Here is an 11,392-nt window from a genome sequence, read left to right on the forward strand (position 1 = left end):
AGTGTCCCCATTGACTGTATCTGGGAGGGGCAATGACCGGGGGAGAACAGTTCGAGGAACGACAGACCATCGCGGAGTCGGTCGAGGTCGCGTCTCAGCTCGTTGAGCTATGGCGCGCGAATCCGCCCGAAGCGCTGACAGTGCTCGACCGAAGCGCATCGAGGGCGCTCAGCACGCTCGCGCATGTTGATCATGCGGCGAATCTTGCAGATGCCATATCGACACTTGTGACGAGAAACATGCTGGTTCAAGCTGTGCCGTTGCTACGGCTCACGATGGAGTGTGCGGTCACGGCAGCATGGTTCGCCGTGACGCCGAACTCCGGCCGGGCGGCCGGGCTGGAGGGAGCGAAGGAACGGCTGAAACTCGCCAGGGGACTAGCTCGGCTTTCCGGGGCCGATGCTTCGGATGTCATAGAAGACCTGGAGCAGAACGTTCGAGACGAATCAGAGGCGTACTCGGCTGAGGCACACAAGTTCGAACAACGTGCTCTTTCGCTCGCCGGAATGGACTGGCTGTACGTCGGGTATCGCGAGCTCTCGGGGTACTCGCACGCTGGGACGCCGCTCATGGATCACTACTTGCGCCCGGCTGAGAGGACGGCGGACGCTCCTCTGGGCGTTACGTACTCGCCTGAGAACGAGTTCGCGGTGGCGGAGCAGGTCTTTCAGCTCCATCCGCTGCTGATGCATCTCGCGCTAACGGCCTGGGACACGATCGCCGTCGAGCACCCGATGCGAGACTCCTTGCGAGAGGTTGCTGAGACCCTCGGAGTCTCGCCGACCATTCAACGCAGGATTTCCCGCCGAGAGGCGGCAGCGTCTCGTCTCGCGATGCGGCAGGGGCACAGCCGCTAGCCGTCACGGTCCGCAAGCTCGGCGAGCGCGTGGAGCAGCTCGGCCTTCATGGCGGCGAAGTCGCGAATCATGGCGGCCTTCTCGGCAGAGCTCCCTCCGGCCTCCTGAAGGTCCACGAGCGCCCAGTAGGCCGCGTGCGCGATCGACTCGGGAAGGGGCTCCTCGGCCGGGCGTAGGGCGATGCGGGCGCGTATCTCTTCGGGCGTCATGGCGTTGACGATAGCGAAGGGCGGCGCGCGACGCTGTACGCCTCCCACAATGACGAAAGGCCCCCGACTGAGCGAGGAGCTCGGCCGGGGGCCTTTCGTGCGCGAGCGGGGCGCGAGGGATTTGTCGGGGACGTTTATGGCTGCGGCACGCCTGGACGTATCGCGCGGTTGTCGCGCTGACGTTCGCGCGCCGTACGAAGGGGGCGCCGAAAGACGCGCGCCGACTCCCAGAGCACTCGGCGCCGAGCGAAGGGCATGTCGCCGCGAGCCCACGCACCAAAACGGTCGATCGTGTCCTGGTGGTAGGCGAAGGCGTCGTCTCGAACGGTAGCGATATCGTCGGGCCGGTCGCGCTGGACTTCTATCAGCGCGTACTGCACTCGCTGGATTCGTCGAGCGAGCCACTGGCCGATAGCCAGCGCTGAGGGGTCAGTGAGCTGAAGCGCGGCAGGCGGAACCGGTCGCCGAGACGAGACGCTGAGCGTCGTCGCTACTTCAGCGATCGTTTGCTGGAGCGTGCCGCTGAGGACTTCCTCGGCCCACTCCCTCCGAGCGGCCACGAGAGCGTCCTTCGACTTCCAGCGGCGGCCGAGAAGGGCGCCGCCAAACGCACCCACCAGGGCGAACAGCCCCGCGATCACTGCCTCGAACATAGGCGAATCCTACCGATGGAGGGCCTGGCGTCGTGGCCGGACAGATCGCGGGCCGTGCGTCGAAGGCGCTCCCACGCCGCTCCACGAAAGTCTCGTCCGCGCTCGATAACATCCGTACATGACGCTCTTCGCCATATGGCCCTCGTTCGGCTTCCGAGAGAACCCTTACAGTCAGGACACCCTGCCCGCGGCCGAGGAGGGGGACATGCTGATCGTCGGGCGAGACAGCGAGATTCAGGCGCTCCAGCGGGCGATCGGGTCTGGCGGAGCCCATCCTTCCGTTGAGGGGCCCGTCGGCGTAGGGAAGACCAGCTTGATCAACGTCGCAACCTATCGCATGGCGAAGCAGTGCATGGAAGCTCGTGAGCGAGTGCTCTTCATTCCCGCGGTCCGGACCTTTCAGCCGACCGACACGGCAGCCGCGTTCGAGCACGAGCTGTTTCGGGGCATAGCCCAGACTCTCCTGAAGTACCGTGGGTCCTTCTCCCATGTCGGCTTGCCTGAGCCTGAGACGGACGGCTGGGAAGAGTGGCTGACGCGACCGGTCTTCGAGAATGTCTCTGGCGGCGGCGGCGTCGCCACAGTGAGCGTCCAGATGGGCTATGGGTCCGAGCCGAATACTTCGGACGGGTACACGGCGTCAGGGTTCCAGGAAGAGATTCGCAGGCAGCTCGCTCTCGTGTTCGGTGAGAACGGCGGCGGCATCGTCTGTGTCCTAGACAACCTGGAGGTCCTGGAGTCGGTAGGCAACGCGCGCACGACGCTCGATCAGCTACGTGATCGGGTGTTCAATATTCCGGGAATTCGGTGGGTTCTGTGTGGGTCGAGAGGAATTGTCTCTCGCGCTCGGACAGAGCGCCTCAGCGGCGTGATCCGCTCGGCCATGCAAGTCCGCGCCCTCGACGATGAGTCCGCAGTGGAAGCTATCCATCGCCGCATCAGCTACTTCGGCGAAACCACGGCCGAAGCTCCTGTGACGCCGGAGGGCTTCGAGTTCCTGTACCAGGCGCTGCATCGCAACCTCCGCAACGCGCTGGAATTCGCGCAGGAGTTTTCTGACTGGCTTGCGCAAGAGTATCTCGACTCAGGAAAGGACCTTCCTGGTCCTGACGAGCGCGATGCCCTTCTCCAGGCGTGGCTTGTCGAAAAGGCGGAACAGGCTCGATCGGATGCGAGCGGCGTTCAGCCGAGAGTCTGGCAGTTCTTCGTTGACCTGTGCGCGAAGAACGGGCGCGCGGGTTCGAGTGAGTTCGAGGAATACGGATTCGTCAACCAGCAGCAGCTCACGAGTTCAGTCACGGCGCTCGTTGACTGCAACCTCGTAGTCCGCGAGACGGACCCCGAGAACGGAACGCGGACGATCAACTCGGTCACGGCACTCGGGTGGCTTGTCTTCTTCTACAAGGAGCAGGTGGAGCTTCCCGGAGCAACTTCATAGGCGGAGCGGACTCGGCATACCGAAGCTATGCGATCTCCCGGCCTGTGAGGTAGGTATCCGAGGCCTCCGGCCGGACGAGAGTTGCGGCGTCTTCGAGGGCCGCCTCTGCGTGGGGAGCTCCTCGTCTTCGAGCGTTTCGGCCGGGAGGCCGAGGCGCTCCCTCAACTCTGCCACAGCGGTTCTAACGCCTAGAACGGGGGACCAGTGTCGTCATCGCTCGCCCGCTCTCCTGAAGCCTTCCCACGCAGCTCTCCGCGGAGGCGCGCTTCGATCTCCGCGCGTTTGACGCTGGGGAGCTCCGCCATGAGAGCGAGATAGGCAGCGCGGGCGAGGCGTTGACGGTCGTCGGGGAGAGCTGCGTTGAGCTCCGCATATTCGAGGGCTGAGTCGGCAACGGCTTCCGGCGACCATCCGCCGACGGCGCGACCGGGCTGCCACGCTGGAAGCGCGCCAGACCGACCGCGCGGCATGACGGTGAGGACGTCTCGCTCGCTGGGAGCACGAGCTGGGCGCCTCATTTCGCGTACCTCGCCTGCGCTGCGCGGCGGCCTCGCTGCGAGTTAGTCATGGGGCCGGCTGTTGCCGGGACGAGACGGGCGAGGATGCTCGCCGAGGCGACCCGGGCTAGTCGAGCCTCCGCGACCGCGGGGTGGACGATCGTCTGTCCCATCGAGCCGAGGGCGACCATGCCCGCGGCGACGCTGACCTCGTCGAGGCGCTCCGCAGAGGAGTGAAGGGCTGCGGCTTGCTCCAGGGCGCCGAGCTCGGCGCCTGCGAGGTCCGGACGCTGCTCGATCACGCTCAGGAAGAGATCGCGAGCTCCGTCGGTCCAGTCGGCCGGGAGCTCCCAGACTTCCGCTTCGGGGTGGATGTCTGTCATATGTGGGCCTTTCCAAAAAACGGAGCGCTACCGGCAGCGACAGGCAGGCGCCATGCCGGACCGATCCGCGAGGGACGGGGGAGGGGGGAGGGGGGTGCCCAGGGTCTGGTCGTGTCGGCGCCCTCGATGTGACATAGGCAGGCGCCATACTCGATGACAGAGACGTCAGAGGAGGACGAATGGCAGACCGATATGAAGTGCTAGCAACAGTGATCGAGCGCGCCGCCTGGGAGAACCAGGAGGAGCTCGGCTACCTCGTGGACATACTGCACGCTATGCACGACTTCGAGGCCGAGGGGCGGACCGATCCGAAGGAGCTAAGCGACGCGATCTTCGACCGCCTGGCGAAGGCCTACGCGACGGTGAGCTTCTCGGAGGATGACGCCGAGGTCACGGCATCGGATACACGGGACCGGCAAGACGTCTGAACCAGACGACCCCCTCGGCTACGGCGGAGGGGGTCGTCTGATTAATGGGGGCGGGGGTTTGTCATCTAGCGAGTGGCGGCACTTCGCTTCTGCTTCGCGCGGTGCCCCGAGGCGTAGGCGATCGCGGGACGGTGGCTACGCGCAGTCAGCCACTCGCCACAGCCGCACGCGCAGGCGACGAACCATGACGCCGTCGGAGGCATGATCTCGGAGGCCACGGCTGACGCATCGGGGGCGACCGCTGATTCGGCGGGCGTCACCCCTCGCTCTTCTCTACGCCGAGCAAGGCGGCGCGCCTTCCGATCCCGTTCGGTCGAAAGGTTCTCCTTCAGTAGACGCTCGAAGAGATGATCGGCTCGCTCGCGATCGGACATCACTAGCCACTGCTCGCGGCTAAGCGAGCCGAGGAGCCGCTCTGGCGTGATTTCCGCGTGGGTGGCACGGGTCAGGTAGTCGAGCCGTCGAGCGCCTCGTCGGGTCCGCTCGGTGGTCGCCTCGATCACGCTCGGGGAGAGGGTGATGTGACTGTTAGCGTTCATGGGGCGCGGGTGTCCATCCCGCGGCGCGGCCTGTAGCGCTCGCGCCCGTAGGGGTCGGCCGGGTGCGGTCCGGCCGGGGTTGTTAGCCGCCGAGGAGGTACTTCCAGGCGGCGAGGAAGACGCCGACGACGCGGATAAGGGCGCCGACAGTGACGAGAGCGAGGACGGTCGCACCGATCGCACGGCCGACGAGGTAACTCCGGACGCGACGGCCGACGCCACGCTCGCGAGCGATGATCTCGGCGAAGCGGGCGTCGACGTCGTCCGGCGTCAGAGGTTCCACTCGTCCAGGAGCGGGATCGGCTCGGCGCCGCCCTCGTGCTCCGTGCCGTCGGCGTTCACCGCGGGGGCGTAGAGGGTGCCGTCGAAGAGGTTCGGTGTGCCTGTCATCCGCGGGTCGCCAGGGCGAGCGCGCGAGCCTCTGCCAGGTCGGCTCGGGTGGCCTTCCGCTCGGCAACCGCGCTCGCGTACAGGGCCTCAGGCTCGACGCCCTGTGCGCGTGCCATTCGCGTTACGCGGCGCTGCGTCTGGGCGTCGTTCTCGGCGAGGGTCGCCGGGAAAGGTGATCGCTCCAGGACGTCATCGACGAGCGCGGAGATCGCGGCGCGGTTCATGCGTGACCCCTTCCCGCGAGAGCCTCCAGTGCGCGCGTGTCGAAGGCGTCGATCATCGTCTGGAAGTACCGTTCTGCGTCCTGTCGCGTCGAGGTAAGCGGCGTGTAAACGAGGCGCTCCCACGGGCGGCCGGGAGCGCCTGCCTTCTCGAAGGCGTTCTGGCGCTCCGCCGCCGCTGAGAGGAGCTCAGCCCACGCAGACTTCAGGCGCGCGTGAGCTTCGAGCGCGACGGGGGCCATGAGCCGCTCACGGATGCCGCGGAGCTCAGGCTCATGCGCCGCGTCGTCGAAGTTCTTCAGTGCGGCCAGGGAGCGCGACGTCTGACGCTGCGCGGCCTGCTCAGCCTCTCGCTCGCGCAGTCGGGCGGCGTCGACGTCGTCGACGGAGACGCCGGGGCGTCGCCGCGGGCTACCGTCTCGGGTGTCGATGCCGTCGAAGAGCGCGATCCGCTCGCTTGCCGCCGAGCTCCACGCCGAGGCGAGCTCAGCGCCCTTCGTGTTCTCGGCCTGCCATGCCTGATAGAGCTCTCCGAGCTCGGGGACGGCGTTCACGAGTTCGATCGGCGGGTGAGCCGATGGAAGCGCGTAGGAGGCCTGTCCGTGGCCGGAACGGTAGCGAGAGCCGTCGTCGCTCGGCTTCGGTCGGCGCGCGGCGCGCTCGGCACGCTCGGTACGAGCTCGCTCGGCGTCGGCTGCGAGGGACTCGCTCATAGCCTGGGAGATCGAGCGCTCCATCGCGTCGGCGCGCTCGGCGTCCGTCTGGGGTCGAAGTTCACTCATTGGTGCTTCCTTTCAAATGGCGCCGGGCGGGACTGCCTGGCGAGGGCTGGGGAGCGCTCAGCGCTCGGGGAGTACGCGGCGGGCCTCGGCGAGAACCTCGTCGAGCTCGGGCTCTGAAGCGCCTTCGATCACGGCTCGCGTGAGGCGGCCGAGGAGGTCAGCGCCGAGGCGACGGAGCTCGGCGTCCTCCTGGTGAGCGGCGGCCCGACGTTCGCGCCAGTCGGCGGCACGGTGGGCGGTCGAGCAGAATCGGTGTCCGGCGCGCTCCGCCTCGAACAGGGCTCCACAATGGGCGCAGCTCGCGATGTAAGTTGCCACGGTGCCTCCCGGCGTTCGAACGTGTAGTCGGCAAAAGAAAAGCGGCCCGCCGAAGCCGACGGGCCGAAGTGGTGGGCGCGCGTCCCATATGAGCCGACAGGAGATCGGCTCGCGCACCCGGCGCGGTGATCCCTCGCCGCGCGTGCTCCGCCACTCAGAGGGCAGGAGCTCGGCGCTCAGATCGCGCCGGTAGGAGAAGACCTAGGGGCCTCACTAGTAGAGAGGGCCAGCCCTACGCGGACACATCCCTCACCAGTAGAGAGGGCCAGGGTTACCTCTGACTCTCCGCCCTCACTAGTTGAGAGGGCCAGGGTTACGTCTTCTCCGTCTCACTAGGTGAGAGGGCCAGACGCCGGGTGCGTCGCTCGACCGCCGAAACACAACGCCCGTCCCCGCACGCGCCCTCGGCGGTCGGAGCGGGTCACTAGTAGAGAGGGCAAGGGCGCCGGATCGGCTCGGACGACTTCGCGGGGGCGGGCGCCGCCCTCGGTACGACTGGCCGCCGTATGGCGGTGGCTGACGAACATGACGTTTCAAACGTCATTCTCTGTTCCATTCATAAGAGAGAGACTCGTTATGCAAGGAATAGGGAGATAGACCCCGAATCGTCAGGAAAGATCGAATCCGAGACTCTTTTCCCAGGTCAGGAGCCAAATCGGCGCCCTGACGTTTCGTCAGTCATTCACCATGAAACGTCAGGCGTCGCCGCCGCCCGGCGCCAGGACCGGCGCACTGGGCCCCCGCGTGCGTCTCAGCGCAGGCGAATCTTCAGCGCGCCGGAGGCCGACTCGGGGAGGGCGGCGGGTTCGTCGAGCTCGAAGCCGTGGTCGGCGTTCCAGACGAGGCGCACGCGCTCGGCGTCCAGCGGCGCCCGAGTGCCGTTGCGGGCGGTCCGCTTCACGACAACGCCGGTAACGACCTGCCGCAGGTGCTCGCGGCGTCCGTCGAGATCGTCGCCGAGCTCGGCCCAGACTTCGGCGAGCGTGCGACCGGTCGGTCGGAGCTCGACCTCGGTTGAGGAGGGGAGCTCGCGGAGTGCGGTCCGCCGCGTTTTCAGCTCTTCGAGCTGGCGCGAAAGTGTCGGGAGGTCGGCGCCGTCGCGCCCCATGGCGGACAGCGTGTCCTGGATCGCCTGGGCTACGTCTCGCGCCTCCTGCGCCACGTCCGGGGCGATGACGCGCTCGACGCGCTCCAGCTCCGGATGCGATCCCGCCGCACGGAGGAAGGCGGCCTCGACGTACTCTTCCAGCCGGTCAACGCGAACCGTCGCGGGCGCCGTGCACGGCTCCAGGACGTAGCCCTTTTGGGCGCAGCGGAAGTACAGCGCCTCTTCTCCGCGACGGCGGACTTTCTGCGCGTAGAGCTTGCCGCCGCACCCGGCGCAGCGCGCGACGTTCGTAAGCCAGGAGACCGTCCGGCGCGGCTGTACGCGGCCGACCTGGGGGAGGCGCGCCTGGAGCTGCGCGTAGGTATCGAAGTCGAGGATCGGCTCCCAGCGCTGGATAGGGAGCCCGGCGTCGTCGACGACTGTTCGCGTCTCGTACTTCGGGCGGCCGTCGGCGCCGATGAGTGGTTGACCGTCTGCGCCTCGGATCGGCTGCTTCTGCGTTGTCCGGCCGATAAGGGTCTCCGATCGCCAGAGGTTGCGGACGGTCGTCACGCGCCATGCGCCGCGGTGGAGTCCGTCCATCGGTGCTCCGGCCTGTCGTGCGCGTCGGGCGGGGCTCTGTGGCGTCGGTACGCCCTCGGCGTCGAGCCAGAGCGTCGCCTTCGTCAGAGTCTCGCCAGCGACCAGGCGTGCGGCGACCTCGCGGACGACGTGGGCCTCGTACTCGTCGACCGCGAGCGCCTTCCCGGGACCATGCGGGTTCGGCACGGGCCGATAGCCGAACGGAGCGCGACCGCCGAGGAAGCGTTGCTCCTCGGGCGCAGTCTTGCTCAGGTGCGCGGCGCGAGCCGCAAGGATTCGCGCGGATGTGTTCTCGGCCTCCATCGCCGCCACCTCCGCGAGCACGGACGCGATGATCCGCCAGGCGGGCTGATCAGAGCGGAGGCCGTCCTTCTTCGCGTAGAAGCGCGCCGACTTCCGCTCGCGCATAACCTCGATCAGGTCCGCGACGGCTCGAAGACCCTGGCGACTCCAGCGGTCGAACGCCCACACAAGTAGAGTGTCTGCGGTTCCGGATCGCAGCATGTCGAGGGCGCGCGTTGCTTCCGCTCGATCCTTCGTGCCGCTCTTCCCGTCGTCCGTGATGACGTCGACGACGTCCCAGCCTTCGAGCTCGCACAGCTTCTCCAGGTCCCGGCGCTGACGTTCCAGCGAGACGCTCTCCTCGGTGGTGCGGCTGATGCGGCAGTACAGGACGGCGCGGCGTCGGGTGGGCTTGCTCATGGCTAGAAGTGTAACTAGGTGATGCTCGACGAGGCGGCCGAGTTTCCCGCGAGCGTACTGGACGCCCTGCGGCAGCCGCTGGAGTCCGGGGGGATCACGATCCATCGGGCGAACGGCACGGCGGCGTTCCCGGCGCGCTTCCAGCTGGTGCTCGCCTCCAACCCCTGCCCCTGCGGCCGTTACGGTTCGGCCGACGAGGAGTGCAGCTGCACGCCGATCGCGCGCCGCCGCTACTTCGCGCGGCTGTCCGGACCGCTGCTCGACCGCATCGACCTGCGGCTCACGGTGCGCCGCCTCGGCCTGGGCGCGCTGCGGACCGGGTCCGACGGCTCGGCTCCGACTCGTACGAGCGCAGAACTCCGATCGCGCGTGGAGCGCGCCAGGGCGACGGCGGCCGAACGGCTCGCCGGAACCGGCTGGAGCACCAATGCGCAAGCAGCAGGACCGTGGCTGCGCTCCGCACAGCGGCGCGTGCCCCCCGCCGCCCGCGCGTCACTGGACCGGGCGCTGGAGCGCGGCGCCGTGACCATGCGCGGCTACGACCGCACCCTCCGGGTCGCCTGGACGATCGCCGACCTCGACGGCGCTTCCAGCCCCACCGCCGATCACATCGGCCGGGCACTCTATCTGCGGCGAGGGGCCGGGGCGTGACGGCGGCGCTGCAGAGGATCGCCGGGCTCACGTCGCGTGAGCTGGCATCGCTCGTCGCATCGACGGCGCCGGGCGATGCTTACCAGCATGAAGGCGCCGCCGTCGCTGCTGTGGCCCGGGTCGCGTTATCGGCGGCCTGCGAGCCGGGAGACACTGACGCCGTGGCGCTCGTCGGGGCGCTGGGTGCGCCGAGCGTGCTGGAGGCGCTGACGAGCGGCGCGACGCCGGAGCAGGTCAGAGCGGCCGTCGATGCGACAGCGACACCTCCCGGTCTGTCGATCGCCCGGTTGCGCGACGCCCTGGCGCGCTGGCGAGGGCGGCTTCCGGCCGGACCGGTCTGGGCGCCCGTCGAACGGGGCGGCCGCCTCGGCGCCCGGTTCGTGACGCCGGAGCACCCGCTCTGGCCCGCGCCCGTCGATGATCTCGAGCACGGCGCTCCGCTGGCGCTGTGGGTGCGCGGCGACCCGGCGCGGTTGCCGCTGCTCTCGCGCTCGGTCGCGCTGGTGGGTGCGCGAGCCGCGAGCGGCTACGGCGAGCATGTGACGCTCGACAGTGCGGCAGGGCTCAGCGATCGCGGCTTCGCGATCGTCTCCGGCGGTGCGTACGGGGTGGACGCGGCGGCCCACCGCGCTGCGCTCTCGAGCGAGCAGCTGACCGCCGCCTTCCTCGCCGGCGGCGTCGACCGCCTCTACCCGGCGGGCAACGACGATCTCCTCCGGCGCGTGGCGCGCGAAGGCCTGCTCATCGCCGAACTTCCCCCGGGCTCCACGCCCACACGGTGGCGCTTCCTGATGCGCAACAGGTTGATCGCGGCAGCCAGCAGTGCGACCGTCGTCGTGGAAGCGGGCGCGCGCTCGGGATCCTTGAACACCGCCGGGCACGCGGCGCAGCTCGGACGCCCCCTCGGCGCGGTGCCCGGACCGGTCACGTCCAAAGCGTCCGAGGGCTGCCACCGCCTCATCCGCGAATACGCGGCCACGTGCGTGACGACACCGGACGAGATGGCCGAGCTGGCCGAACCGTACGGAGCGGTGGCCGACGCAGGTGCGTGAGTTGCGGGGGCGGACGAACGATCTGAATCGCGGCGGCGCGGTCCCGGCCTGCGGCGCCGGGAAGGATCGGGAAGGAACGAGCGCGGGCACCAGCGGGTCGCCCCACGCGGGCACCTCGGGTCGACCACCGCGTCGCTCTCGTGCATCGCCGATCGCAATCCGTCCGGTTCCGGTGCGCCGCGGCATCCTCGGGGCGACCGGTGTCGCATGCTGGGAGCGTGGATCTCCGGCTCGCGGTCGACGGCTACTTGCGCCATCTGGCGGTCGAGCGCGGTTACTCCCCGCAGACGGTGCGCGCGTACCGGTCCGACCTGACGCAGTTGGAGCAGTTCGCCCGGGAGCGTCGGGTGACGGCCACGGAGCACCTGACCCTCGACCTGTTCCGCGACTGGCTGTGGGACGGCTCCCAGCGGCAACTCGCCAAAGCGACGCTCGCCCGCCGCTCCGCCGCCGCCCGCGGGTTCAGCTCCTGGACCGCTCGCAACGGTTCCACGGCCGGCCGCGATTCGGGTCACGCCGACGGCTCGCCGCAGATCGGCTCTGCGCAGCCCGACGGATCCCCGCAGATCGGCTCTGCGCAGC

15 protein-coding genes are annotated in these 11,392 nt (G+C 68.6%); 6 read left to right on the forward strand and 9 right to left on the reverse strand.

All coding sequences use genetic code 11. The annotated features are described in order from the left end of the window. Positions 1-32 precede the first annotated feature (32 nt). Entirely contained in the window at positions 33-857 is an 825-nt protein-coding gene (locus Q0Q23_RS15470; protein WP_295125941.1) for a DUF5677 domain-containing protein, read from the forward strand. Here Q0Q23_RS15470 and Q0Q23_RS15475 read toward each other — a convergent pair. Further along, positions 854-1,066, reverse strand: a complete 213-nt coding sequence (locus Q0Q23_RS15475; RefSeq protein ID WP_295125943.1) for a hypothetical protein — start codon at positions 1,064-1,066, stop codon at positions 854-856. The genes Q0Q23_RS15470 and Q0Q23_RS15475 overlap by 4 nt on opposite strands. 134 nt (positions 1,067-1,200) lie before the next feature. Next, positions 1,201-1,719, reverse strand: a complete 519-nt coding sequence (locus Q0Q23_RS15480; protein WP_295125946.1) for a hypothetical protein — start codon at positions 1,717-1,719, stop codon at positions 1,201-1,203. Between the two features lie 118 nt (positions 1,720-1,837). Here Q0Q23_RS15480 and Q0Q23_RS15485 point away from each other — a divergent pair, with 118 nt between their 5' ends. Further along, positions 1,838-3,157, forward strand: a complete 1,320-nt coding sequence (locus tag Q0Q23_RS15485) for a hypothetical protein (RefSeq protein WP_295125949.1) — start codon at positions 1,838-1,840, stop codon at positions 3,155-3,157. A gap of 514 nt (positions 3,158-3,671) precedes the next feature. Here Q0Q23_RS15485 and Q0Q23_RS15490 read toward each other — a convergent pair. Then, positions 3,672-4,037, reverse strand: a complete 366-nt coding sequence (locus Q0Q23_RS15490; protein WP_295125952.1) for a hypothetical protein — start codon at positions 4,035-4,037, stop codon at positions 3,672-3,674. Between the two features lie 179 nt (positions 4,038-4,216). On the opposite strand from Q0Q23_RS15490, the gene Q0Q23_RS15495 reads away from it, so the two are divergent. Next, positions 4,217-4,465 (forward strand): hypothetical protein, encoded by a 249-nt coding sequence (locus Q0Q23_RS15495; RefSeq protein ID WP_295125955.1) that lies wholly within the window; start codon positions 4,217-4,219, stop codon positions 4,463-4,465. 65 nt (positions 4,466-4,530) lie between these two features. Here the strand turns inward: Q0Q23_RS15495 and Q0Q23_RS15500 are convergent, their stop codons facing one another. From Q0Q23_RS15500 to Q0Q23_RS15525, 6 genes are all read right to left on the reverse strand, one after another. Further along, positions 4,531-4,968, reverse strand: a complete 438-nt coding sequence (locus tag Q0Q23_RS15500) for a hypothetical protein (RefSeq protein WP_295125958.1) — start codon at positions 4,966-4,968, stop codon at positions 4,531-4,533. A 118-nt stretch (positions 4,969-5,086) separates the two neighbouring features. Then, positions 5,087-5,287 carry a hypothetical protein gene (locus Q0Q23_RS15505; protein ID WP_295125961.1) on the reverse strand — a complete coding sequence of 67 codons (201 nt, stop codon included), beginning with the start codon at positions 5,285-5,287 and terminating at the stop codon, positions 5,087-5,089. Between the two features lie 103 nt (positions 5,288-5,390). Beyond that, entirely contained in the window at positions 5,391-5,618 is a 228-nt protein-coding gene (locus Q0Q23_RS15510) for a hypothetical protein (RefSeq protein ID WP_295125964.1), read from the reverse strand. After that, positions 5,615-6,397, reverse strand: a complete 783-nt coding sequence (locus Q0Q23_RS15515; RefSeq protein ID WP_295125967.1) for a hypothetical protein — start codon at positions 6,395-6,397, stop codon at positions 5,615-5,617. The genes Q0Q23_RS15510 and Q0Q23_RS15515 overlap by 4 nt, the downstream gene beginning before the upstream one ends. 57 nt (positions 6,398-6,454) lie before the next feature. Continuing rightward, positions 6,455-6,715: a hypothetical protein gene (locus tag Q0Q23_RS15520; RefSeq protein WP_295125970.1), complete on the reverse strand. Its 261-nt coding sequence runs from the start codon at positions 6,713-6,715 to the stop codon at positions 6,455-6,457. 751 nt (positions 6,716-7,466) lie between these two features. After that, positions 7,467-9,107 carry a recombinase family protein gene (locus Q0Q23_RS15525; protein WP_295125973.1) on the reverse strand — a complete coding sequence of 547 codons (1,641 nt, stop codon included), beginning with the start codon at positions 9,105-9,107 and terminating at the stop codon, positions 7,467-7,469. Positions 9,108-9,128: 21 nt separating this feature from the next. Here Q0Q23_RS15525 and Q0Q23_RS15530 point away from each other — a divergent pair, with 21 nt between their 5' ends. From Q0Q23_RS15530 to Q0Q23_RS15540, 3 genes are all read left to right on the forward strand, one after another. Then, positions 9,129-9,758 (forward strand): ATP-binding protein, encoded by a 630-nt coding sequence (locus tag Q0Q23_RS15530; RefSeq protein ID WP_295125984.1) that lies wholly within the window; start codon positions 9,129-9,131, stop codon positions 9,756-9,758. After that, positions 9,755-10,810, forward strand: a complete 1,056-nt coding sequence (dprA, locus tag Q0Q23_RS15535; protein WP_295125976.1) for a DNA-processing protein DprA — start codon at positions 9,755-9,757, stop codon at positions 10,808-10,810. Before Q0Q23_RS15530 ends, dprA begins: the two co-directional genes overlap by 4 nt. Positions 10,811-11,028: 218 nt before the next feature. After that, positions 11,029-11,392 (forward strand): site-specific integrase (locus Q0Q23_RS15540; protein ID WP_295125980.1); only part of this gene is annotated, 364 nt, incomplete at its 3' end.

The sequence above is a fragment of the uncultured Leifsonia sp. genome (assembly GCF_945957465.1).
Lineage (GTDB): Bacteria > Actinomycetota > Actinomycetes > Actinomycetales > Microbacteriaceae > Leifsonia.